Consider the following 23342-nt stretch of genomic DNA (forward strand, 5'->3'; position numbering starts at 1 on the left):
CTTGTATTACAAATAGACATAAGTTTATAATATAGACAAAAGTTTAATAAGGCAGGGCTGGTCAATTATGAATGATAAAGAAATATTGATTTTGCAGCTGATTAAAGAAGATCCATTTATTGCCCAAAACGAGCTGGCTGAAAAAACGGGACTCTCCAGGTCTGCGGTAGCCGGCTATATCTCTTCACTGACCAAGCAGGGTAAAATTCTTGGCAGAGCTTATGTCCTGCCTCAAAAGAAAGAAGTGCTTTGCGTGGGAGGGGCCAATGTGGACAGAAAAATCCAGACAACTGGCCAGCTCCAATACGGAACTTCGAACCCTGCAGAGAGCTCCCAATCCTGCGGCGGAGTGGCCCGCAACATTGCTGAAAACCTTGGCAGGCTGGGCTGTGATGTGGGTTTGATGACAGTAGTGGGAGATGATCCGGAAGGCGAATGGCTTCTTGAATATACGAAAGCTTTTGCGGATGTCACTCCTTCACAGTCGCTGGCAGGAACCACTACCGGTACCTATACAGCTGTGCTTGATAATGAAGGAGAAATGGCTGTAGCACTAGCTGATATGTCCATTTATGAAAGCGTTAGCAGAGAATTTGTTGAGAAAAAGTGGGGTTACCTGGCATCTTCTGAAATGGTGATTCTGGATACAAACTTCCCGCCCAAGGTTTTAGAACAGATTATTACAAGGTGTTACGAAGAGAACATTCCGCTTTGCATCACTCCTGTTTCTGCACCAAAAATAAAAAATCTGCCGGAAGATTTGAAGGGTGTTACCTGGCTGATTGCCAACAAGAATGAGGCAGAAGCACTTACAGGGATGGAGATCAGCAATGAAGGAGACTTCTTCAAGGCAGCACAGGAAATTATGAAAAAAGGCGTTGGAAAAGTCGTCATCAGCCGGGGAGATAAAGGGCTGATCTACTTTACAAGCACAGGGGAAGCAGGTGTGCAGCTTCCTCCAAAAGTAAAAATTGCTGATGTCACTGGGGCAGGCGACTCCCTTGTATCGGGAATTATATTTGCCCATTTAAAGGGCTTGGGCACAGAGGATGCGTGCAAAATCGGGATGTCCTGCTCCATGCTGGCTCTGCAGTCCCTAGAAACCGTTAATCCGAATTTAAACAACACACGCTTGCAGGAAACATTCAAACAATATTTCGACTAAGGAGAAGTGACATCATGTTAGAAAAATGGCTTGAGTACTCAGAAGAAGTGTTAGAGGCAAAGAAAGCAAATAAACCGGTTGTTGCCCTTGAATCCACAATTATTTCACATGGAATGCCGTATCCCCAAAACGTTCAGACAGCAAAAGAGGTAGAAGAAATTATCCGCAAAAACGGTGCGGTTCCAGCAACCATTGCCATTTTAAACGGGAAAATTAAAATCGGTCTGTCTGATGAGGAGCTGGAGTTCCTGGCCCAAAGCAAGGACGTGGAAAAGGCAAGCCGCCGTGACCTTCCATACTTAGTGGCGAAGAAGAAAAATGGTGCAACAACTGTAGCGGCCACCATGATCTGTGCAGAGCTTGCCGGCATTGAAGTCTTTGTTACAGGCGGAATAGGCGGAGTTCACCGCGAAGCTGAAACCACAATGGACATCTCGGCTGACCTTCAGGAGCTTGCGCAAACTAATGTGGCCGTTATCTGTGCAGGTGCGAAATCCATCCTGGATATCGGTTTGACACTTGAATACCTAGAAACCCACGGCGTTCCGGTTGTTGGCTTTGAAACAGATGTATTGCCTGCATTCTACACTCGCACAAGTCCGTTCAGTGTGAACTACCGGGTCGACAATGCAGAAGAAGCAGCCGAAATGATCCGCACAAAGTGGGAACTGGGCCTAAAAGGCGGCGTAGTTATTGCCAACCCAATCCCTGAAAAAGATGCACTGGAAGAAGCATTTATTACAAATGTTATTGAAACTGCTCTTAAAGAAGCAAAAGAAAACAACATCGCCGGCAAAAAAGTAACACCATTCCTTCTTGGAAAAGTGAAGGAATTAACAGAAGGAAGAAGCTTGACGGCGAACATTGCATTGGTGAAGCATAATGCCGAAGTGGGTTCTAAGATTGCTGTTAGTTTGAATAAGTAAGGGGAAAAGCCAGGCTTAAGAGTCTGGCTTCAGTTTGTAGACAAAAGGGGTTCGGAATAGTCTCATTCCGGACCCTTTTTTTGACTTTTTATTGGATTTAAAGCATTTTCAGATGATTATAGACCTCTCCGAGGTCATCTTCTAGGCCATTTCTGGACCTTGCCAAGTCCAATTGGCCATTTTTTTCAAATTCATGGCAGCGAAAGTAAGCATCGCCTGCATCGACAATTTTTTAAGTCCCCTTAGGGTTGTCCAACGCATGCCATGCTTTTCTTTTGCATCTGCGAATACACGTTCAATTGTTTCTTTGCGCTTCTCATAGATCGGTTTGACGTCTTGATGGTGACGAAGGTGGTCTGCCTCTTCCACATGTTCCTCCCACACATGACGTTGAATTAGTTTTTGGTGCGCTTGACTCTGTGTGCATTGAGACAAGAATGGGCATCCAGCACAAATTTGCGGATCTGATTTATATTGACGATACCCTTCCCTTGTAGTCGTAGTATATTTTAAAATCTCACCAGCTGGGCAAATGTAACAGTCAAAATGCTCATCATAAACATACTCATGTTTCCGGAAGTACCCCTCTTTTGTGCGTGGTCGTGTGTAAGGTAAAGCAGGTGTAATATCGTTTTTCAATAAGTAGCTTGTAATGGCAGGTGTTTTATAAGCTGCGTCTGCCGCAACAACTGCTGGTTTACTAACTTTCTCAATGACTTGTTCTACCAATGGCTCAAAAATATGACTATCATGCGTGTTACCCGGGGTTACAATTGTGCCTAGTATGAAGCCGTTGCGATCTGCGGCTGCGTGGAAAGAATAGGCGAACTGTTTTGTACGCTCATCTTTTACATAGTAGCCACTCTCTGGGTCCGTTGTACTTTCCTTAATTTCTTTGAATTCTTCCTTATCAAACTTATCTGGTGGAAAAGGCTTTTTTCCATGATTCTCACGATCTTGATTAATCTCTTCTTGAAGGCGTTCTTGATAGGCACGGGTTTCTTTTCGAACAACTTTCTTTTCAAATTTGCGCTTATTCGCACTCGCTTTTACATGCGTAGAATCTACAAAAACATGTTCTGCACTAATTAAATTCTTTTCAGCTGCAGCTTTTAAGATTCGATAGAATATCTGTTCAAAGAGATCGGTGTTTTTAAATCGGCGCTCATAGTTTTTACCGAAAGTTGAGAAGTGTGGAACTTTATCGTGGAAGCCATAGCCTAAAAACCACCGATAAGCCATATTCGTTTTCAATTCTTCAATTGTTTGACGCATGGAGCGTATACCGAAGGTATATTGAATGAAGGTGAGTTTAATCAATATTACAGGGTCAATACTTGGGCGCCATACTTCTGAATACATATCTTTTACCAAGTCATAGACGAAGGAGAAATCAATCGCAGCCTCAATTTTGCGAACCAAATGGTCCGCTGGTACTAGTTCGTCTAGTGCAATCATTTCAATTTGATCCCGTTGAATTGGATTATGTTTAGAAAGCATTTTAATCACCTCAAGCATTGTTTTACTTCTATTTTAAAACAAAAAAGACTGCAGACAAGCACGATTTTCATCGAGTTTGTCGACAGTCTGAAGCCAGACTTAAGAGTCTGGCTTTTTATATTGATAGAATGATAGCTGTGATGATGATGGCTAAATATAATAGTAATCTTAAGAAATTGATCATCAGGACCTGTCCCTTCCGGAAACCCATATATTAGATGATATGTACATGTTCTTGTATGGGGGAAGGGTGATTGTCTATATGCAGTAAAAAAGGCACTTTCCATGTGATTTTTTGGGAATAAAAAAAGAAAGCCAGGTGTGATCACACTTAGCCCTCGGGAACTTTTCATTCAGCTTCTTCAGAGTTGATTTCTGCATTTTCGGAAGAAGTTTCATTTTGTTGTGTTGTTTCAACAGCACTGTCAGATGTGTTGTTTTCTTCCTCTTGTGGTGGTTCTGGTTCCGGTTCTTCAACTGATTCGGTTTGTTCCTCACTTGGCTTTTCATTTGCAGGAGTTGTTGCTGGCTTTTCTTCAGGAGGCTTGTTTTCATTCTTTTTCTTTTCAGCAGCTTCCTTTTCAGCCTTTTTCTTTTGTTCTTCTTTTTGCTGTTGTTCAAGTGTTTGAATTTGGGAATTAATATTTGATATACGGTTATTCAGATGTTCAATGCTGCTTTCAAACTTGGAAATCTCGTCCTGAATATTGCTTTCCATAATCTTTAACTGATCTAGTTTGTCTTTATAGCTTTTGGTCTTTTGCAGGGCAATGGTTTGTTCCTCTTTAGCTTGGGTTATAAGAGTGTCAGCATTCGTTGAAAAATTCTCCATTTTGGAAATTTGCTCTTCAAAGTATGTTTCTTCATAAGTACATTCTGTGATAGCTTGATCTTTGAATCCGTTTATTTTATCTAAAAGGGTTGTTAATTCTTCAATATCAGTTAGTGACTTTGTTACTGCTGCTTCGAGAGCAGTATTGTAATTCTCTAGCTGTTGGATGGAAGTAGATAATTGACTGCTTAAGGTGCTAATTGCATTCAAGTCCTGTTTAGCTGTGGATAGGTTATTTTGCAGACTGTTAATATGTGATTCTAACGAAGAACGGGTAGCTGTTAGCCCTTTTATTGAGGCACTGCTATCAGATGCTGGTTCGGATGGATTGGTATGGCCGTTGGAATAAGGCTTTACGTTCTTTAGTTTGGCATCAACATCTATTTTATTAATACTGCTTTTTATAGACAATGCCTGTTTTATTTCCTCATCCAATTTTTTGAAGACATCTTCTGACTTGATTACATAATCTTGTTCTATTGTTCTGGGAAAAATAAAGCATGCCTCAATAGTCGAGTTTGCTTCATCAGTGCTGTTGAATTGAGCATATGTAGGCGATATGAAATGTGCTCCAACAACAATGGAGGATGAAAGTGCAAAACTGGAAGCAGCGGCTTTTGCAATTTGTTTTCTTCTCTTCCTTCTCATTCTTTTTATTCTCACCCCTCTCGGTTCCATAAAAGTAACCTCCTTTAATTGTTCATTATACATATTCCTATTCGTTCTTAATATAGAATACATTATACTACTATGAAATTAGATTTGGGAAACTGAATTATTTCAGTTTTTGGTGGGTAAATATTATCTTTTCTCCCATTATCTAAATTTTACTCAAATTTTCGCACAAATATTCTTTATTAAGAACGTTTTGTTGTGAATATTCTCTTTTCATACAATTGCAATCTAATTTAATAATCTTTTAGCAGATAAAATGTAGCGATATGGTGCATTACCTACATACGAGAAAGGATAGCAAGTGGAGACAGTGAGAATTTCATTTGGAGCAGTGGAATTAATAACAGTAGTATCATCTGCATCAACAATCTCTGTTTCTGTTATCTCATATATATATTCTCCATAGGGCATGTTAATTTGAAAAATATCTCCTATTCCAAGTTCACCAAGCCGGCGGAAAACTGTATCTCGATGTCCTGATAATAAAATCTGATCAGGCTGCCCTGGAAGTACAGTTGTGGAGTAATGCCCAACCCCTTTTTCCAGTTCATCCTCATCTGTTCCTTCTATAATGGGAAGTTCAGCACTCAAGCGGGGAATCTTTAAAATGCCAATGGCTTCACCCTGCTCAAAGGAAACATTTATAGGCTGTTCTGTTTGAAGAACACTTTTGCTTTCTTTGTTCACTTCGTTTTGAATTCTTTCTTGTGCCTGGGCTAAAGAATCCTTGGTTTTCTTCTCCTGAGCATACATTTCCTGCAGCGAGAACAGAACCAATCCGCCCCCGATTAAGATAAGGAAGGAGGCAGCTACAATCAGCAAACGGCCATTGACCTTCAACTAAACTTTACCCCCATTCATCTTCTTAAATTTAATAAACTCCAGATAAAAGGAGAAATCCTCTTTGGTGATTCCCTGTCGAATTGCTTCTTTGACAAGGGAAACCCATTCCTCATCCAGATTAGACAAATCGGTAATTTCATCTTTGTTCCCTTCCAGCAGATCCTCAAGATTAGCATCCAGTGTTCTGGCGATTCTTGATAAAACCTGTAATGAAGGGTTCTCCTGTATGCCTCTCTCAATGTAGCTTAAATACGATTTGGATACCTCGGATTTTTCAGAAAGTTCATTAATTGAGTATCCCTTCTTGATTCTTAAGCTTTTAATCCGGCCACCTATCATAGGCAAAATACTCCCTTATCATAAAATGTGAAGATGTTTTCATTATAACGAACAAAATGTTCAATAAAAAATACAAAAGAATGAGAATTCTTGAGATATTCTTAGAAAAAGAACGAAAAACGTTCTTTAAAACGAAAAAACGGCTGAATTTGGAATTTTTCAAAATAATACGGATGGACTATACTCTACTTAGTGGTTCGATAAAAAGAACAAAACGAACATAAAGAAAGAACAGCATTCTTTCTTTAAAGGAAGGTGACAGTAAATTGAAATTTAGCTGGAAAACAGCAAGAAAGATTATTAGCAATTTGATTACAGCAATCCTGTTTATCAATTTAATTATTATGGCGGTGCTTGTAGTTTCATCTAAGGCATCTGGCGGAGAACCTCAGGCATTCGGTTACCAGCTTAAAGCCGTGCTATCAGGTTCAATGGAGCCAACTTTCATGACTGGATCAGTCATTGCAGTCAAGCCGGTTGATTCATCTCAAAGTAAAGACCTGAAAAAGGGAGACATCATCACTTTCCAGGCTGATGAACAGAAGCTGATCACCCACCGTATTATTGGTGTCACAACAAGCGGCGAACATGTCATGTATGAAACAAAAGGGGATAACAATAACGCAGCAGACATGGACCCTGTACTTTCTGAAAATGTAAGAGCCGTTTACTCCGGTTTCACGATTCCATATGTGGGATATTTCATAGATTTTGCACAATCGAAAGAAGGCGGAGCTATTCTTCTGATTGGTCCGGGAGTTCTTTTGCTAGCATACTCAGCATTTAGCATCATGCAGGGATTAAGAGAACTTGATTCCAAGAATAAGAAAACAGATACAAATGAAAAAACTGCTTAGCTTTGGTTGCACTCCTTGTTAAAAACAAGGGTCAATATAAAAAATCATACATACCCGAATGGGGTAGAGGAGGAAAAGGGAAATGAGTTTAAAAAAGAAATTAGGTATGGGTATTGCATCAGCAGCATTAGGTATTTCTCTAGTTGGCGGAGGGACTTTTGCATTCTTTAATGATACTGCAGACACTAGTGGTAGTTTTACTGCTGGAACACTAAAACTAAGTGCATCACCTACAGAGATTATTAATGTTACTGATATTAAACCTGGTGATACAATGTACAAACCATTTAACCTTCATAACGATGGTTCATTGGATATTTCAAAGGTACTGTTAACAACAAAATATACTGTTATAAATAAGGCCGGAGAAAGTTCTAATGTTGACGACTTTGGAAAACACATAAGAGTTAACTTCTTATTTAACGAAGATAAAGCTTTATTAGGACCTGCTTCTCCAGATCAAATTATTTATCGAACAACTTTATATGATCTGAAAAATATGTCTCCGGATGCCGTTGAGAATAATATTTTTATTCCTTGGTTGGAGGAAATTGGTGGATTAGAGTCTGGTGATACTGATAAGCTTCATGTTCAGTTTGAGTTTGTTGATAACGGCTTAAACCAGAATGAATTTCAAGGGGATTCCTTATCTCTTGAATGGACATTTGAAGGAAAACAAGGCGCTGGCGAAGCAAAATAATACTTTTGTAAAACAAGGGGTGGGGGATTTCCCCACCTCTTGTCAAATATATTTGTGAGGTAATGCCATGAAGTCAAACAGTTTATTGGCAAGACCGTTTAAAGTCTCTATCTTAGCATTTTTACTATTTTTAATTATTTTAGAAGATAAACCTGCACAAGCAGATGAAAGAGAAATAGATATTAACACAAATATAAGTGGATATTTTTTTGAAGTAGGCAACCTCAAGCCAGGTGACTGGATGCCACGAGATATAACCATCCTAAACCAGGGAAAACAGGATTTCAGATACACAGCTCAAATCGGAAAGAATAAATCCGTAAAAGGGCTTTTTGAAGAACTTAATCTTTTGGTTAAGAAGGATTCAACCATTCTATTTGAGGGAAAGTTAAAAAACTTTGAGGGTTTTACCCCAAGGAAGCTGGCAAAGGGCACCTCTGAACAGTTATTCTTTCAAGTTTCAATGCCTTACGAGCTGGGAAATGCCTTTCAGGATTCTTCTGCTGAGGTAGAAATATTATTTCTTGCTGAGGCATTAACTGATCCAACTGATCCAACTGATCCAACTGATCCAACTGATCCAACTGATCCAACTGATCCAGTTGATCCAACTGATCCAACTGATCCAGTTGATCCAGTTGATCCAACTGATCCCCCAGGTGAAGAAGATCCTTCAGATGGAAATTCTGGTGGAGGCGAGAATCCTAGCAATCCTAAAAACGATATTGTTATTAATCCAGAAATGACTGAAAGGCTACTTCCAAACACTGCTACCAATACTTATAACCTTATGTTAATCGGTGGATTATTATTGGGTGCTGGAAGTGTATTGCTCCTTGTTTTTTATAGAAGGATAAGAAGTGAACGTTAGACATGGCCAGGAGAATGATAACTTCTTGGCCTTAATTTTTATTTATACAAATGAATACTCACCTTAGCAAACAAAGTGGTGATCACATGAAAAAGCTGTTTTATTATCTTGCCTTCTTAAATTTACTGGACGGATTTCTTACTGCACTTGGACTTCACTTTAATGTGATAGAAGAAAGCAATCCGCTAATGCGCAATCTTTATGACCTGCATCCTTTTTTATTTCTTTCTCTTAAAATAATTCTTTCTTGTTTACTTATCATTTTATCAATATTTATCTTTGCAGAATCTAGAGTGAAGCTGTTTGCAGCAGGAGCTTTAGTTATGTATTCAATCGTATGCTTGCTGCACTTTGTTTGGATTTTCTCATTAATTGTTAACAGCATTCATTAAAATCTAATAAGGAAATATATTATCAATATAAATCAGTTCAGGCGGTGTCCCATGTACCAAAAAAACTGCACTAAATGCCATAACTCATCTTTCAGCAGCAGTGAAACCGGAGAGTGGCTGTGCCCGATTTGCGGAAGTGACTTAACGAATGAAATATTTCTGGATGCAATGACACGGGAAGTAGTCCATATTGTCTATAAGAAAAAGAAACTTTCACACACATATTCCCTTCAGCAAATTAATAAGAATTATAGAAAAAGAATCGGTCATTCTTACTACTCGAGACAGAGGACAAATAACTGATAATGGGAAACCTCAGAATTTTTGTCGAAAAACAAATTAATTTAATATTAAATTAATTAATTATATTTACAAAATAAGACACCATTAGCAATATGGCCATAGTAGAATACATTTATGGTAAAAATTTCTTTGAGCCGATAGGCGCAGAAAAAGGCAAACTCATTGAAAAATGAGGACGCAAAGTCACGGGTCTAAGGTATTGAGTAAATACTACGATGGCTGGGTTGCCTGGAATACGATACGTATCCTGGGGGGAAGAATGTTGACGGAGCAAAATGTAAAGGTTGAAGGAATTGATTTGGAGTGGCTGCAGTTAATTATGGAAGCAAAGAACTTAGGCCTGCAAAAGGAAGAAATTAGAGAGTTTTTACATAATAACAGAGCCAAAGAGGTTCTGATCGAAGCATAATATCCGGTATGGCTAAGTATTTCTGTTAGAGGCATCTCTATATGGAAATGCTTTTTATTTTGGCAAAAAAATAAGCCTGTACATTCAGGCTCATTGCATCTATGATTTTTGTCCGCTTCTCCACTTATTAAAATCCAAAAACTCCCGAAATTGCTCCTTCGAAACACCAGACTCCATCGCTTCCTTCACAATTTTCATCCATTCTGAATCAAGATCTTCCTTGTTGATTTGCTCATGAATTAAATGATCCACGGGGACATTCAGAACACCAGCAATTTTTTCAAGGAATTGAATCGATGGGTTGGTTTGCAGATTGCGCTCAAGTGAGCTTAAATATGATTTTGCCACACCAGCCTGGTCCGCAAGCTCGGATAAGGACATTTTCTTTTCCTGGCGAAGTTTTTTTACACGATCACCGATCATGGTATACCACACACCTTATTTTGTATGTAATAGGATTATATCATATATTTAGTTCCATATTAAGAACGATTTGTTCAATATTATTATCATCATACCACAGTGTCAACCGATTTAAATAGTTAGTTATCTAAGTTTTATAAAAATATATCTTTTGTCGCTCGCAAAAAGTAATGCTCCGCGTCAGAGGACGGGAGCATTTTGCTTTTCAATAATGTCAATAATTTGCTGTGCAGCTGCTTCCACATCATCTGCATTCACGTGGTGGAATTGGCCTTCATAGTCATGCTGCTTAAAGGCATAGCGTGGATCGTAATAGTGTTCTAATAAAAGCTTGATAAATAGCTCGTAGTTTCCTGTTTCAGCTGATTCATCCAGCTGCTCGCGGATTTCAGTATCTTTCAGACGTTTTTTAACAAACACAAGGCTTTCATCCACTTTCGGTTTGAACCATTCTTCTTTATGATAAGGCTCAACATAGTCACGAATGATGCGCTGGACACGGGATTCCATGCTGGCGAACATATCAATGTGAATTCCGGTTTTTTTGGTATGGAGCAGCTCGTCCGGCTGAACAACCTTGCCTATTCGTTTGCTTTCGGCTTCCATAATAACATAAGGGGAACCTTTAACCTTAGAAAGGGCTTGATACAATAGAGCATCAAACGTTTTCTGTGTGCTGCCGTTTCCCATGCCAAAGGATCCGAAGATCGATCCGCGATGTCCTGCCATTTCTTCAAGGTCAATAACAGGATATCCTTTTTCGCTTAACACCTTCAGCACATCCGTTTTCCCTACGCCGGTCATTCCGTGCAGAACAACTGCTTTTTCAGGAATCAAGTCTGCTGTGTTTTCAAGTATATATTGACGGTACGCTCGATAGCCCCCAATTAAACGGGGGACTGAAACGCCCGCATATGTGATAAATGTAGTAACGGCCTTGCTGCGCATTCCGCCGCGCCAGCAGTAAATGACAGGCTGTAAGCCATCATTTTTAAGTTCTCTGATTTTCTGCATCATGGACGGAATTTTAGGTGAAACGATTTCCATCGCTCTCCACTTAGCCGCATCAGATCCTTCTTTCTTATATAGTGTTCCGATTTCTACACGTTCTTCATTAGTGAAAAGCGGCACATTGACAGCACCGGGAATGCTCGCACTCCTCAAATTCAATTGGAGACCTGACATCGACCGGAACTGCGTTGTCCATTTGGATATATTGTTCGACTGCTATTTCTCTCATTTTTATGCCTCCAAAAATAATGCTATATATCGCCCGTAAAGGAACGGTAATTGATTTTACTCTCTCTATTATACAGGATTTTGAAATTATAGGTGTTCTCCCACAATCATACTCCTTTTTTCAAAGGATTGTGCTTTAAATTTTTTCCAGACATTGTAATATCAGCATATCCATTGGTTTTGCTTTTTAAAAAGGAGGTTAAATAAAAGACAAAGGTGGTGGAAACATGTCCTTGAATACAGAGGTTGCAATTGTGGGCGGAGGGATTGGCGGTTTGACGCTGGGATTGAAGCTGGCTCAAGCCAATATTGATGTCCTCGTTATAGAAAAGCTTGATGCCCCATCTTCCATTTATAAAGGCGAACTTCTGCAGCCGAAGAGCCTGAGAATTTTTAAGCGGCTGGATGCTTTGGATGTAATCCGAGAGAATGGATTTTCATTTTCCCGAATTGCGTTTGAGGAAGGGGAAAAAGAGTTTGCCATGGATTACAGCATTCTGCAGGGAGAATATGATTACTCACTCATGATCGAGCATGAAAAGCTGAAAGGAATCCTTCTCAAACGGGCGCGTCAATATCCAAGCTTTCATTATTTGTCAGGGACCCTGGCAAAAGGCTATGACAATGGCGAATTAATGGTTGAGCGGAAGGATTTAAAGGAGCAGCTGACAGTGAAGGCTGACTTTTTTATAGGTGCTGAGGGAAGGAATTCCATAACAAGAAAAGTAATGAACAGCAAGATTATAAAGATTGAGTACAATCATCAGTTTTTAACTGTCACGTTCCCACGGCCACAATCATTGGAGGAAGGGAAGATCATTTCCAAAGATGAACGGTTCCTCGGATTATTTCCGCTGCCGGATGCGAAGGTACGGTCTGTCTATTTAATTCCGGAGGGCACGTATAAGGAACATCTCAAAAAAGGAATTCACCATTTCCATCAAAACTATTTAGAGCTTTTTCCGGAATTGGAGGGGTATGTGACCAGGCTGAAAAATTGGAAGGATATTCAGCTAATGATTCCGACAGCCTTTTATGCAGATAAATATGTGGATGGAAAACTCGCTATTTTGGGGGATGCAGACCCATACGGTCCACCCGATGGCAGGTGAAGGGATGAATATGGCGATTCAGGATGCGGATGTGCTTGGTGAATTGCTTGCAGAGATGTATGCGAGCGGAAGAATTTCGCCGGACAAGCTTAAATGGTATGAAAAAGTCAGGAAGCCCCGGGCTGAAAACATGATTAGCCTCAGCCATTTATCGGCCTTAGCCTATTCTTATTCCAACCGGGTTTTTACTGGTATACGCCGTAAAGGCCTGAAGCAGATCGAAAGAGATAAAACCCTGCAATATAAGCAAATGCTGAATGTTTCGGGCCTTGGATATTGGTCAGAGAGCCTATGGGACCGAATGATTCAGGCAGGACTGCTGCCGGCAAGAAAAACGGAAATATCAGCTGCCGTTAAAAGCCATTATTTTTATACAGAAAAAGATGACTATCCTTGGAAGAAGGTTGAACATCAATGATAAATGAATATGTGAGATTACTAAAAGCACGAAATTGGATGAAAAAGAACCAGCCTTTTTTGTACAGCTGGCATGCATATGTAGGCTTCGAGCTTGACCTTTTCTCCCAGTTCCGCAGCTGGAGGACAGTAAAAGAGGTGGCATCAAGCAGAAATCTTCAGGAAGAGCTGCTTTTAAGGTGGGTGGAGGTGGGGCTTTCGATCCGCCATTTGAAAAAGAAAGGGAAGGATAAAATTAAGACAGCATCTAAATTCAGTCTTCCATCCACGCCGCAAAACCCCCGATCCACAGGAATCATCCTGAAGGAAATGATGGAATTGCATATCCCGACTTTACTCTCTTATCCAGAACTGCTCCGTTCCAATAAGAAAAACACTTTTGACCATGAAGAGCATGGACCTACCGTAGCAAGAACCTCTTCACTTCTTGAACAGCTTGCACTGCCGCGTCTGATGAAAACCATTAAGAAAAACAAAATGGTAAGAATCATAGACATTGGCTGCGGGGAAGGCGGCTATTTAAGCAGAATCAGCCAAAAGTTCCCGCAGGCAAAACTGGCAGGCATTGAAATTAATGAAGAGGTCGCAGATTCTGCCCGTACAAATTGCAGGGATATTCCCAACATTAAAATTGTTACAGCGGACGTTCATAAGTACTCACCTGAGCAGCAGGCTGATTTAATTATGGTCAATAACCTGCTTCACTACATCCAGCCGGAGGATCGCAAGCAGCTCTTATCCCGCTTGAAAAGCTGGCTTAGCCGGAAAGGATCCATAACTATTATCACGCCCATTCTTCATTCGAAAAAAGGGGAAGAGTTTTCAAGTGTTTTTAACAGCTTCTTTTCTGCATTTGAAAACCTATATCCAACCCCGACTGAGGAGGATATCCATCAAATCGCTAAAGAGCTGAAGCTGAAAGTAAAAACCTTCAAGCCGGTCGTAACCGAAGGAGGGTGGTATTTCATCCAGCTGTCCAACAGGTAAATGAAAGCAGGCCGGATAAATGGTAGAATGGTGTAAAACATGACTGAAATGGTGATTTAAATGAGAAATAATAAATATTTAGTGATTTATGAGGAGCTTGCCCAGCAAATACAGGAAGGCAAATATCCTGCCCGATCCATTCTGCCATCTGAACATGAATTGACAGAGATGTATTCCACTTCAAGGGAAACCATCCGCAAAGCTTTGAATTTGCTTGCACAAAACGGTTTTATCCAGAAAATCCGCGGAAAAGGCTCGATGGTCCTTGATTTAAAAAAGCTGCAGTTCCCCATATCCGGACTGGTCAGCTTTAAAGAGCTGGCCGGGAAAATGGGTCAGCGTGCCGAAACGATTGTGGACGAATTTTCACTTATTCAGCCTGACGCAGAAAAGATGAAGCATCTCCATGTTGATAAAAGTGAAAAGGTATGGAAAGTTTATCGTGTCCGAAAAATTGAAGATGAGCGGATAATTTTGGATAAGGATTTTTTAGTTGAGAAATATGTCCCGGGCTTAACCAAAGAAATATGCCAGAGCTCTATTTTTGCCTATATTGAGGGCGAACTTGGAAAAAAAATCAGCTTTGCCAAAAAGGAATTTACAGTGGAGGAACCAACAGCTGAAGATCGCAGGCTCCTTGATATGGAAGGATTCCATGCCATTGTTGTGGTAAAAAATTATATTTACTTTGACGACGCCACCCTTTTTCAATATACGGAATCCAGGCATAGACCCGACAAATTCAGGTTTGTTGACTTTGCCAGAAGAATGGACAGTGGGGTGTTTTAAAGGTGAACATGCATTTTTACGTTTAAGATTGTCAATTCAGGGAAATCTCCTTATGTGAAGATTTTTCAAAGGAGATGTTATAAATGAGTAAAAAAATCGCATGCTTAATTACCGAAATGTTCGAAGATAGTGAATACACGGAACCTGCTCAAGCATTTAAAGAAGCCGGCCATGAGGTTGTTACAATTGAAAAGGAACAAGGCAAATCCATTAAAGGCAAACAGGGTGAAGCCACTGTTCAAATAGATCAAAGCATTGATAACGTAAACCCGCAGGACTTCGATGCCCTGTTCCTGCCAGGCGGATTCTCACCGGACCAGCTTCGTGCCGATGACCGATTTGTTCAATTTACAAAATCCTTCATGGACGAAAAGAAACCAGTATTCGCGATCTGCCACGGGCCGCAGCTGCTGCTGACAGCCAAGACACTCGAAGGCCGCGACGCAACTGGCTACAAATCCATCCAAGTCGACATGGAATACGCAGGCGCCAAATTCCAGGACTCAGAAGTCGTCGTCTGCCAAAACCAGTTAGTCACAAGCCGCCAGCCAGAAGACATTCCGGCATTTACACGTGAATCGCTTAAGTTGTTAGGTTAATAAAATTGACAGCCCTCTGCCTGATTTGGCAGGGGGTTTTTGTATTGAAATAAATGATACGGGCTTTGATTAAGAATGGTTATTATTAATACGTGCTGATGGAGCGGAAGGCGCGAGACTCCTACGGGAGTGGCGAACCAGGGGAGACCCCGCAGGCGGTCGCGCCGAGGAGGCTCTCGGTAGCCCCGTGGAAAGCGAGTGCCTGCAGCGGAAATCAGCACCAACTCAACAGTTGCATATTATGTTATATAAGTCTACTCAAAGACATTAAAAAGCAGCCATCAAAAGGCTGCTCCAATAATTATTTATTCTTCCTCAAACTCCCCAGCTCTTCCACCAAAGCCTGCATTTCATTAGGACTAAACGAATCCTTTTTCATGACAAGATCATAAATATCCTTCAATTCCTCATACATTTCCTCATCAAAATGAGAAGGCTTAATAGCACCTAAGTTTAACACCTTCAGCTTTTCCTTAATAGCCTCAATCATAAACTCCACATTCTCAACCGATTTCTCCGACAAATTATTCATTCCCAACACCCTCTCATAGCTATGTATTTGAACGCTCACGCTTTTCTTATCATCTTTCCACGATATCAGCAAATTGTCAACATAAATTAGACTTGCATGTACCATGGAAATTAGTAGAAAATAAAGGAGAAGTTTGGACAAATTATATAGGATCCTTCAAAAAAAGAACGAGTCAGGTTTCGTCAACTGGAAAATAGGGAAAAATTGAACCAAATTTTCATATAATAATTTTGCTAAAGGAGAATAAAATATGGGGAAATCATTGTTTTGGAAAGGTGTACTATATGGAGCACTTGCAGGCGGTGCGCTAAGCCTTCTTGACAAATCCACAAGGGAAACCGTTTTTGACAATTGCAGGAAAACGTCAAGCAATGTCGGCTATTACATAAAGCATCCAAGTGAAGCTGTGAATCAGGTAAAGGATGTTTCCAACAAGGTCAAAACAGCTATTGACCAGGTTAGTGAAGACGTTGCTTTTATTACTGGAACAGTGGAAGAAATAAGAGAAATGGCACCGGAAGTAACACAGATTGTTCAGAATACAAAGCAGGCCTTTTCAGATATTAAGCAGAAGGGATCAAGTGAACTGCCGGAAAAATCTTCTGACGATTCAGTTCAGATTCCGCATTAAAAACAAGTGAGGTGTTGGAGTGGGACGAACTTTTTCGGCACTGATTCCAAACTTATGGAAGAGAGTAGAAGAAGATGATGTGTTTGGACTTGCTGCCCAATTGGCGTATTTCTTTCTTCTCTCTCTATTTCCGCTCCTTATTTTCCTGGTCACACTCGTTCCTTATTTGCCGATCACACAGCAGGATATCTTAAATGTTGTCCGTGATTTTGCACCAGGAGAGACCATGAAGCTCATTGAAACCAATATCTATGAAATTACGCAAAGAAATGGAAAGCTGCTTTCCTTTGGAATCATCGCTACGCTCTGGTCAGCTTCAAATGGAATCAATGCTGTGGTGAAGGCGTTTAATAAGGCGTATGACGTAAAGGAAACCCGTCATTTTATTATTGCACGCGGGATGGCGATATTACTGACGTTTGCGATGATTTTTGTGTTTGTGCTGGCGCTGCTCCTTCCTGTTTTTGGGAGACAGATTGGTTTGTTTATATCTTCGGAATTTGGTTTGTCAGGTCAATTTCTGGCGATTTGGAATATGGTTCGCTGGTTAGTGAGTCCATTTATCCTTTTTATGGTGTTTACAGGGCTATACTGGATTGCCCCCAATAAAAAGTTAAAGTGTATTAGTGTTGTACCTGGTGCCATTTTTGCCACAGTCGGCTGGGTGCTGTCATCCCTTGCCTTTTCATACTATGTCAGCAGCTTCGGCAATTTTTCCGCTACCTATGGAAGCATTGGGGCCATTATTGTGCTTATGATCTGGTTTTACATATCCGGGATTATCATCATTCTTGGCGGGGAAATCAATGCCATCAATTCCAGGATCAATAAAGAGGATTGCTGATGAAAAAGTTTCCTTCTTAAAAAAGCACTTTCCGTAACACAATAGTAATGGGGGAAAATGAATTCTTCAGGAGGGCATTGATATGACAAAACACACGAAAAAAGACGGCGGCACAAAGCAAAAAGGCAAAAATAAACCTAAGCAAAAGACATCCGGATCTGCTAACGGGCAGAACGGCTACCATTAAAAGGAAAGCCTGGGAAACTGAGTTCCCAGGCTTTCCTTATGATCTTAATAACCTCAGACTGTTTAAAATAACTAAGATGGTAGACCCTTCATGGCCGATTACTCCATAAGGAAGGTCAAGTATCTGCAGGAAATTAGATGCAATTAAAAACATAATGACCGTTATTGAAAAGATGACATTTTGTTTGATAATGCGATTCATTCGGCTTGAAAGTTCAATGGCTTCGGCAATTTTTGGCAGGTCATTTTTCATTAACACAACATCAGCTGTTTCAAGCGCTACATCCGTTCCTTCGCCCATGGCAATTCCGACATTTGCCGTTGCAAGGGCAGGGGCATCGTTAATTCCGTCACCGACCATGGCGACATTGCTGTATCTTTCCTTTAGCTTTTTCAAATGCTCAACCTTGTTTTCAGGCAGGCACTCGGCAATATGCTCATTGACATGGCTTTCGCTGGCAATGGCTGCTGCTGTTGTCTGGCTGTCTCCAGTAAGCATAATGGTGTAAATTCCTTGCTGCTTCAATAGATCAATAGCCTGTTTGGTTTCTTCACGGACAACATCCTTGAGGGAAATAAGGCCAATGACATCTTCATTTTTCTGTATAAATACAACAGTCTTTCCTTCACTTGCCATGCGATCGGCTGCTCCATTTTCAAATGCCTTGGCCTCAGTTTTACCGACAAAAGAGGCTTTGCCGATTTTCCATTCATCCTGATCAACTTTGGCTTTCACTCCAAATCCGGTAACATCTTCAATGCTTTCCGGACGAATAAGGGATTCTGACAGTGTTTCCTTGGCATATTTGACAATGGCATTTGCGAGCGGGTGGTTTGAATGACTCTCGATAGAAGCTACCTTCAGAAGCAGATCTTCCCCGGAATGACCATCCTTGACTACTACATCAGTTACTTCCGGTTTTCCTTTTGTCAGTGTGCCGGTTTTATCAAAGGCGATCGCTTTAAGATGACTTAAGTTTTCGAGGTGCACGCCGCCTTTAAACAGTATCCCGTGTTTCGCTCCATTCGAAATGGCTGATAAAGTCGCGGGCATGATTGATGCAACCAGGGCACAAGGTGAAGCGACGACGAGCAGAATCATTGCCCGATAAAAGGTTTCTGTCCAGCTCCATCCTAAAAGAAAGTGAGGAGCGAACATCATTAAAACGACAACAGCCAAAACCACTTTGACATAGGTTCCTTCAAACCTTTCAATGAAAAGCTGTGAAGGAGACTTCTCGCTTTGGGCTGATTGCACCAGTTCAATAATTTTTTGGAAAAGAGTTTCATTATTTGGTTTTGTTATTTCAACTGTAATCGATCCGTTTAAATTCACAGTACCGGCAAAGACCTGGTCATATGCTCCTTTGGAAACTGGAAGTGATTCACCCGTGATGGCTGCCTCATCCAATGATGAAATGCCTTTTACGATCATTCCATCCGATGGAACCCGCTCACCTGGTTTTACCAGGATTAAATCCCCGATTTCCAGCTCAGACACATGCACACGTTCCTCAGCCCCATCTATGATCCTCAGGGCTTCTTCTGGCTGCAGTTCCATGAGGGAAGAGATTTCTTTATGGCTTTTGTTCATGGTATATGTTTCTAATGCGCCGCTGACCGCGAAGATGAATATCAGGATGGCGCCTTCTGTCCAATAGCCAATAATCGCTGATCCGATCGCAGCGAATATCATCAGCATTTCAACATTCAGTTCTTTATTCTCTATGGTCTCTTCGATGCCTTCTTTTGCTTTCGCAAAGCCGCCGATAATGAAAGCCAGCAGGTAAGCTGCAATTGATGCAGCTTCCATTTCGCTTCGGTCTAATAACCAGCCTGCCAGAATCAATACACCGCTTAAGAGAGCGGCAATCAGTTCAGCATGTGGCTTGATTTTTTCTAAAAGGTTTTCTTCAGATACTCTGCTGCTTTTAAGCAATGCCTTTGCCTCCATACTCATCGTTTGTCCTCCTAAAAATGAATTTAAAGTTTTGTCAGTTGTCTTATTGAGAAGAATAATCACATTCAATACCCCTAAAAAACGACGAAAGCTGCCACCAATTAGGTGACAGCGTTAAAATCCAGTCATATCAGGTAATGCAGCTAGCATTATGCAAATATTGTATTCTATTACACTTATATTACTATATAGCCTATGAAAAGAAAAGCTAAACAGTTACTTTTCTTTTTATATTTAAACTTGTTAGCTTCTAATGTAGCCCGTTGCTTTCCGCTGCGGGCACTTGCTTTCCGCGGGGAGGCATGAGAGCCTCCTCGGCTTCGCCTGCGGGGTCTCTCACTTCCCTCTCCTCCCGCAGGAGTCAAGTGCCCTCCGCTACAATCAACTCAGCAGGTAAAACTTTATTTGTATTTCAAGGCCAAACTATCATATAACCTTTGTAAATTCTGCTATACCGAAATTAAAACGACTGGCTCTTCTCCAATATCTGCTGTTTATTCCCAAACAATGTGACGGCGACAAAGATAATCAAAAGCATGACACTGATAATATTGAAGAAGCTTATGGATTTGAATAGTTCAATGAACAGGCCGCCGAAATAGGGGCCAATCAGGCTGCCAATGCTAAATGCTACTCCGCATAGCAGGTTGCCGGTTGGAAGCAGGTTTTTTGGCATTAAGTCTGCCATATAGGTGATGCCAAGTGAAAAGGTTGATCCGACGGCCATGCCGGCAATGAATAAGCAAACTGTCAGAGCAAAGACCAATTCTTCGAGCATGCTTGCGGCGACGAAGCTGATAAACCCGATAAAAAGAACACTCATTAACACATTGCGTCTTCCGAATTTATCACTCATGATTCCTAAAGGAAGCTGGAATATGATTCCGCCAATTGCAAAAGAAGTCAGCAGCAGCGAAACGCTTGAAACTTCCAGCCCGATGCGCAGGCCGTAAATAGGGAAGCTGCCGTTCAAGGAGGCTTCAAGGAACCCGTAGCCCAACGCAGGCAAGAAGGCAACCCATCCATATTTCGTAGCTTTCGAAAAACGCTTCATTGTTTCTCTGAATGAGTTGATTTCAATGGACTGTTCAGGGAAGTCATTTTTCAATGTAAATAAAAACAGCCAGGCAATCAGACACAGTATGGAAGAAATGACAAACGGCAGGGTTTCATTAATTTTGACAAGGGGTGCCATTAATGGCCCTACTCCAAATCCTACCCCGAAGAAAAGTCCATATAATGAAATATTCCGGCCGCGCTTGTTTTCAGGTGAAAAGGATGTGATCCATGTTTGTGTGCCGAAGTGCAGGGCATGGTCTCCAATTCCAATTAACAGCCGGAGAATGAACCAAAACCAAAAGGATTTCCAGAGAGGAAAAAGGATGAGAGATACCACCACTAATAAACCTCCAAGGATAATAACCGGTTTGTAGCCGTATTTGCGCAATGGATATTCCATAAAAGGAGAGATGAGCAGGATCCCAATGTATAAACCTGTTGCATTCAAACCATTTAAGCTTGAGGAAATGCCGTCATTTTCAAAAATAATTGCAATTAAAGGAAGCAGCATTCCCTGGCTAAAACCTGAGATGGCCACAATGCTGATGAGAATCCAAAACCGGAACGTTTCTTTATTCATATTAAAACCTCATTTTCTGACGTGAAATATAAATGTCTCCTAAATGATGGTATCGGGATTAGGGGATCTTGGCAAGAGAAAGTTGCTGGTCATAATATTTTTGTTTGTAGGTAAAATAGTGTAATCTCTAATATTAATAAGATAAAAAGGGGCGAATACCATGGAATTTAAAATGAAGGAAGAAGCAGGCTTTTATACCGATTTGCCATTTGGACGCCTGGATGTTGCCGGGGATGAAGAGTATGGCTTCAGACCGTACCAGCTGCTTGTCGCTTCGCTGGCTGTGTGCAGCGGGGGTGTTTTGAGGAAAATCATGAAAAAAATGCGCATGGAATTTGAAGACATCGAAATAAAAACCAATGTGGAAAGAAACCCTGAAGTCGCTGACCGTGTTGAGAAGGTACGTATTCATTTCATCATAAAAGGAACTGACTTAAATAAGGATAAGCTTCACAAAGCATTGGAATTGACTAGAAAGAATTGTTCAATGGTACGCTCAGTTGAGGGAAGCATTGAAATTGAAGAGACATTTGAACTTATTTAAAACGCAAAAAAGGAAGAGGGTGCCTCTTTCTTTTTTTTATAGGCAAGCTTTTCATCAGGTATCTTTGTGAAGGGTGAATGAAAAATAGTATAATAATTCCTATAAAAATAATAAGAATTAAAAATTTGAAGTGAGGTGCCTCTCAATGAAATTCCAAGACTTACATACAGCCGAAGAAAGAATCCAGCTCATGGAAAAACTCTCGGAAGCGTTTTTATCAAGAGCTGGCAAAAATGATGAAGAGGGTCTTTTCCCCTTTGAAAATATAAAAGAACTTAAAGAATCAGGATATACATCATTAACAGTCCCCAGACGATATGGAGGAAAGGAAATCTCCCTTTCTGAATTTCTCCGCCTCCAGGAAAAAATTGCTGAAGGAGATGGCTCCACAGCCTTATCCATTGGCTGGCATATGGGCATTATCAAAAGCCTGGGCGAGAAAAACAACTGGGATGAATCCGTATTTAGGACTTTATGTGAAGAAGTGAAAAAGGGAGCATTAATGAATAACTGTGCAACAGAACCGCAGACGGGCAGCCCTACAAGGGGAGGAAAGCCAGTTACCTCTGCCAGAAAAGAAGGAGATTCTTGGATTATTAATGGCCGGAAGAGCTTTACGACAATGGCTCCTGTGCTTGATTACTTCAATGTGAGCGCCACGATTGAAGAAAGCGGGGAAATAGGGAACTTCTTAATTCCGAGAAGTTCCGAAGGCCTGGAGATAGAGGAAACATGGGACAGCATTGCTATGAGGGGAACGGGGAGCCACGACCTTCTTTTAAAAAATGCAAGGGTTAAGCAGAACGCGCTTGTTGAGCTGTTTCAGCCCGGCAAAAAAGGAGCGGCAGGCTGGCTTCTCCATATACCGGCCTGTTATTTAGGCATTGCACAGGCAGCTCAAGATTATGCCATCACTTTTGCCAAAAATTATTCCCCGAACAGCATTATCGGTGCCATCATTGATTTGCCCAATGTTCAGCAAAAAATTGGCGAGATGGAGCTTGAACTGATGAGAGCACGCCATTTTCTCTATTCCGTTGCAAACAAATGGGATGAAGCAAATGATGAAGCCAGAAGCACGATGCAGCCTGAATTGGGAGCAGTCAAGCTGGCTGTAACAAACGCTGCCATTGCAGTAGTCGATTTAGCCATGCGTGTGGCAGGTGCCCGCAGTTTATCAGCAAAAAATCCTCTGCAGCGTTATTACAGGGATGTGCGTGCCGGCCTCCATAATCCGCCAATGGATGATATGACGATTCAGGCCTTAGCAAAAAAAGCTATAAAGTAACCTGGAAGGCTGCTGTCTTAGCAGCTTTAGTTATTGTTTAAAAAAACTTATATCATTTTAGCCCCAATCGCCTGGTGATTGGGCTATTTTGTTGTCTTCAAATCTGAATTAGCTTTAAGTTCGAACAGCAAAAACCGTGGATTGTGTCCGAAGCCGCCCCGAGTTCGGAAAGCAAAAGCCAAATTTTTTGCCTGTTTTTAAAATGCCTAAATCCTGCTCCAAGTTTGAATTTTTACGAAATCGGCTAAAGAGAAAGAACGTTTTATATAAACTCACTGCATATAATCACATAGGCGGGAATGAGCAGGCAATACTAAAAATATTAAAACGTAAGGAGAAA

The 23342-nt window shown here is 40.9% G+C and carries 26 protein-coding genes and 1 riboswitch; of the genes, 17 read left to right on the forward strand and 9 right to left on the reverse strand.

The window, feature by feature from the left end; genetic code table 11:
* Window positions 1–67 precede the first annotated feature (67 nt).
* Together ACXAD1_RS03825 and ACXAD1_RS03830 are read left to right on the forward strand one after the other, a co-directional pair.
* Window positions 68–1165, forward strand: coding sequence for a carbohydrate kinase (locus ACXAD1_RS03825; protein WP_206842287.1), 1098 nt, complete (start codon window positions 68–70; stop codon window positions 1163–1165).
* 14 nt (window positions 1166–1179) lie between these two features.
* Window positions 1180–2091: a pseudouridine-5'-phosphate glycosidase gene (locus ACXAD1_RS03830; protein WP_474909514.1), complete on the forward strand. Its 912-nt coding sequence runs from the start codon at window positions 1180–1182 to the stop codon at window positions 2089–2091.
* 141 nt (window positions 2092–2232) lie between these two features.
* Here ACXAD1_RS03830 and ACXAD1_RS03835 read toward each other — a convergent pair whose 3' ends face one another.
* The 4 genes from ACXAD1_RS03835 to ACXAD1_RS03850 all read right to left on the reverse strand — a co-directional run bounded on the left by ACXAD1_RS03835 (window position 2233) and on the right by ACXAD1_RS03850 (window position 6280).
* Window positions 2233–3591, reverse strand: a complete 1359-nt coding sequence (locus tag ACXAD1_RS03835) for an IS1182 family transposase (protein WP_474911283.1) — start codon at window positions 3589–3591, stop codon at window positions 2233–2235.
* A 349-nt stretch (window positions 3592–3940) separates the two neighbouring features.
* On the reverse strand, window positions 3941–5134 hold the full coding sequence (locus tag ACXAD1_RS03840; RefSeq protein WP_474909515.1) for a hypothetical protein: 1194 nt from the start codon (window positions 5132–5134) through the stop codon (window positions 3941–3943).
* 192 nt (window positions 5135–5326) lie between these two features.
* Window positions 5327–5938 carry a class D sortase gene (locus ACXAD1_RS03845; protein WP_474909516.1) on the reverse strand — a complete coding sequence of 204 codons (612 nt, stop codon included), beginning with the start codon at window positions 5936–5938 and terminating at the stop codon, window positions 5327–5329.
* A complete protein-coding gene (locus tag ACXAD1_RS03850) occupies window positions 5939–6280 on the reverse strand; it encodes a helix-turn-helix domain-containing protein (RefSeq protein WP_474909517.1) in 342 nt (113 codons plus the stop codon). It abuts the gene before it with no gap.
* 266 nt (window positions 6281–6546) lie between these two features.
* Here ACXAD1_RS03850 and sipW point away from each other — a divergent pair, with 266 nt between their 5' ends.
* The 6 genes from sipW to ACXAD1_RS03880 all read left to right on the forward strand — a co-directional run bounded on the left by sipW (window position 6547) and on the right by ACXAD1_RS03880 (window position 9812).
* On the forward strand, window positions 6547–7137 hold the full coding sequence (gene sipW, locus ACXAD1_RS03855) for a signal peptidase I SipW (RefSeq protein WP_474909518.1): 591 nt from the start codon (window positions 6547–6549) through the stop codon (window positions 7135–7137).
* Between the two features lie 82 nt (window positions 7138–7219).
* The gene (locus ACXAD1_RS03860; protein WP_474909519.1) at window positions 7220–7837 is read left to right on the forward strand and encodes a TasA family protein; all 618 of its coding nucleotides are present in this window, start codon (window positions 7220–7222) and stop codon (window positions 7835–7837) included.
* A gap of 67 nt (window positions 7838–7904) precedes the next feature.
* Complete coding sequence (locus ACXAD1_RS03865; RefSeq protein ID WP_474909520.1) at window positions 7905–8708, forward strand: LPXTG cell wall anchor domain-containing protein; 804 nt, start codon at window positions 7905–7907, stop codon at window positions 8706–8708.
* Between the two features lie 86 nt (window positions 8709–8794).
* On the forward strand, window positions 8795–9100 hold the full coding sequence (locus ACXAD1_RS03870; RefSeq protein WP_474909521.1) for a DUF5658 family protein: 306 nt from the start codon (window positions 8795–8797) through the stop codon (window positions 9098–9100).
* A gap of 51 nt (window positions 9101–9151) precedes the next feature.
* Complete coding sequence (locus ACXAD1_RS03875; protein ID WP_474909522.1) at window positions 9152–9403, forward strand: hypothetical protein; 252 nt, start codon at window positions 9152–9154, stop codon at window positions 9401–9403.
* A 142-nt stretch (window positions 9404–9545) separates the two neighbouring features.
* Window positions 9546–9635: riboswitch (cyclic di-GMP riboswitch) on the forward strand.
* Window positions 9636–9662: 27 nt separating this feature from the next.
* Complete coding sequence (locus ACXAD1_RS03880) at window positions 9663–9812, forward strand: anti-repressor SinI family protein (protein ID WP_179289014.1); 150 nt, start codon at window positions 9663–9665, stop codon at window positions 9810–9812.
* Window positions 9813–9911: 99 nt separating this feature from the next.
* Here the strand turns inward: ACXAD1_RS03880 and ACXAD1_RS03885 are convergent, their stop codons facing one another.
* Window positions 9912–10235 carry a helix-turn-helix domain-containing protein gene (locus ACXAD1_RS03885; RefSeq protein ID WP_048010430.1) on the reverse strand — a complete coding sequence of 108 codons (324 nt, stop codon included), beginning with the start codon at window positions 10233–10235 and terminating at the stop codon, window positions 9912–9914.
* A gap of 180 nt (window positions 10236–10415) precedes the next feature.
* Window positions 10416–11420, reverse strand: coding sequence for a tRNA 2-selenouridine(34) synthase MnmH (mnmH, locus tag ACXAD1_RS03890; protein ID WP_474909523.1), 1005 nt, complete (start codon window positions 11418–11420; stop codon window positions 10416–10418).
* 281 nt (window positions 11421–11701) lie between these two features.
* On the opposite strand from mnmH, the gene ACXAD1_RS03895 reads away from it, so the two are divergent.
* From ACXAD1_RS03895 to ACXAD1_RS03915, 5 genes are all read left to right on the forward strand, one after another.
* Window positions 11702–12586 carry an FAD-dependent monooxygenase gene (locus ACXAD1_RS03895; protein WP_474909524.1) on the forward strand — a complete coding sequence of 295 codons (885 nt, stop codon included), beginning with the start codon at window positions 11702–11704 and terminating at the stop codon, window positions 12584–12586.
* A complete protein-coding gene (locus ACXAD1_RS03900; RefSeq protein ID WP_474909525.1) occupies window positions 12552–13004 on the forward strand; it encodes an FAD-dependent oxidoreductase in 453 nt (150 codons plus the stop codon). Before ACXAD1_RS03895 ends, ACXAD1_RS03900 begins: the two co-directional genes overlap by 35 nt.
* Window positions 13001–13990, forward strand: a complete 990-nt coding sequence (locus tag ACXAD1_RS03905) for a class I SAM-dependent methyltransferase (protein ID WP_474909526.1) — start codon at window positions 13001–13003, stop codon at window positions 13988–13990. Before ACXAD1_RS03900 ends, ACXAD1_RS03905 begins: the two co-directional genes overlap by 4 nt.
* A 60-nt stretch (window positions 13991–14050) precedes the next feature.
* Entirely contained in the window at window positions 14051–14779 is a 729-nt protein-coding gene (treR, locus tag ACXAD1_RS03910; protein ID WP_206842364.1) for a trehalose operon repressor, read from the forward strand.
* Window positions 14780–14862: 83 nt separating this feature from the next.
* The gene (locus tag ACXAD1_RS03915) at window positions 14863–15378 is read left to right on the forward strand and encodes a type 1 glutamine amidotransferase domain-containing protein (protein ID WP_206842366.1); all 516 of its coding nucleotides are present in this window, start codon (window positions 14863–14865) and stop codon (window positions 15376–15378) included.
* A 301-nt stretch (window positions 15379–15679) separates the two neighbouring features.
* Here the strand turns inward: ACXAD1_RS03915 and ACXAD1_RS03920 are convergent, their stop codons facing one another.
* The gene (locus ACXAD1_RS03920) at window positions 15680–15910 is read right to left on the reverse strand and encodes a DUF1128 domain-containing protein (protein ID WP_009334896.1); all 231 of its coding nucleotides are present in this window, start codon (window positions 15908–15910) and stop codon (window positions 15680–15682) included.
* A 250-nt stretch (window positions 15911–16160) separates the two neighbouring features.
* Here ACXAD1_RS03920 and ACXAD1_RS03925 point away from each other — a divergent pair, with 250 nt between their 5' ends.
* A complete protein-coding gene (locus ACXAD1_RS03925; RefSeq protein ID WP_206842367.1) occupies window positions 16161–16541 on the forward strand; it encodes a YtxH domain-containing protein in 381 nt (126 codons plus the stop codon).
* 19 nt (window positions 16542–16560) lie between these two features.
* A complete protein-coding gene (locus ACXAD1_RS03930) occupies window positions 16561–17385 on the forward strand; it encodes a YihY/virulence factor BrkB family protein (RefSeq protein WP_370222892.1) in 825 nt (274 codons plus the stop codon).
* 223 nt (window positions 17386–17608) lie between these two features.
* On the opposite strand, the gene ACXAD1_RS03935 is transcribed toward ACXAD1_RS03930, so the two are convergent.
* Together ACXAD1_RS03935 and ACXAD1_RS03940 are read right to left on the reverse strand one after the other, a co-directional pair.
* A complete protein-coding gene (locus ACXAD1_RS03935) occupies window positions 17609–19531 on the reverse strand; it encodes a heavy metal translocating P-type ATPase (RefSeq protein ID WP_474909527.1) in 1923 nt (640 codons plus the stop codon).
* Between the two features lie 460 nt (window positions 19532–19991).
* On the reverse strand, window positions 19992–21170 hold the full coding sequence (locus ACXAD1_RS03940; protein ID WP_474909528.1) for an MFS transporter: 1179 nt from the start codon (window positions 21168–21170) through the stop codon (window positions 19992–19994).
* A 160-nt stretch (window positions 21171–21330) separates the two neighbouring features.
* Here ACXAD1_RS03940 and ACXAD1_RS03945 point away from each other — a divergent pair, with 160 nt between their 5' ends.
* Window positions 21331–21714 (forward strand): OsmC family protein, encoded by a 384-nt coding sequence (locus tag ACXAD1_RS03945; RefSeq protein ID WP_474909529.1) that lies wholly within the window; start codon window positions 21331–21333, stop codon window positions 21712–21714.
* Window positions 21715–21859: 145 nt separating this feature from the next.
* Window positions 21860–23002, forward strand: coding sequence for an acyl-CoA dehydrogenase family protein (locus ACXAD1_RS03950; protein ID WP_474909530.1), 1143 nt, complete (start codon window positions 21860–21862; stop codon window positions 23000–23002).
* The last annotated feature ends 340 nt before the right edge of the window (window positions 23003–23342 follow it).

The sequence above is a fragment of the Cytobacillus sp. ABV4_503 genome (assembly GCF_056158445.1).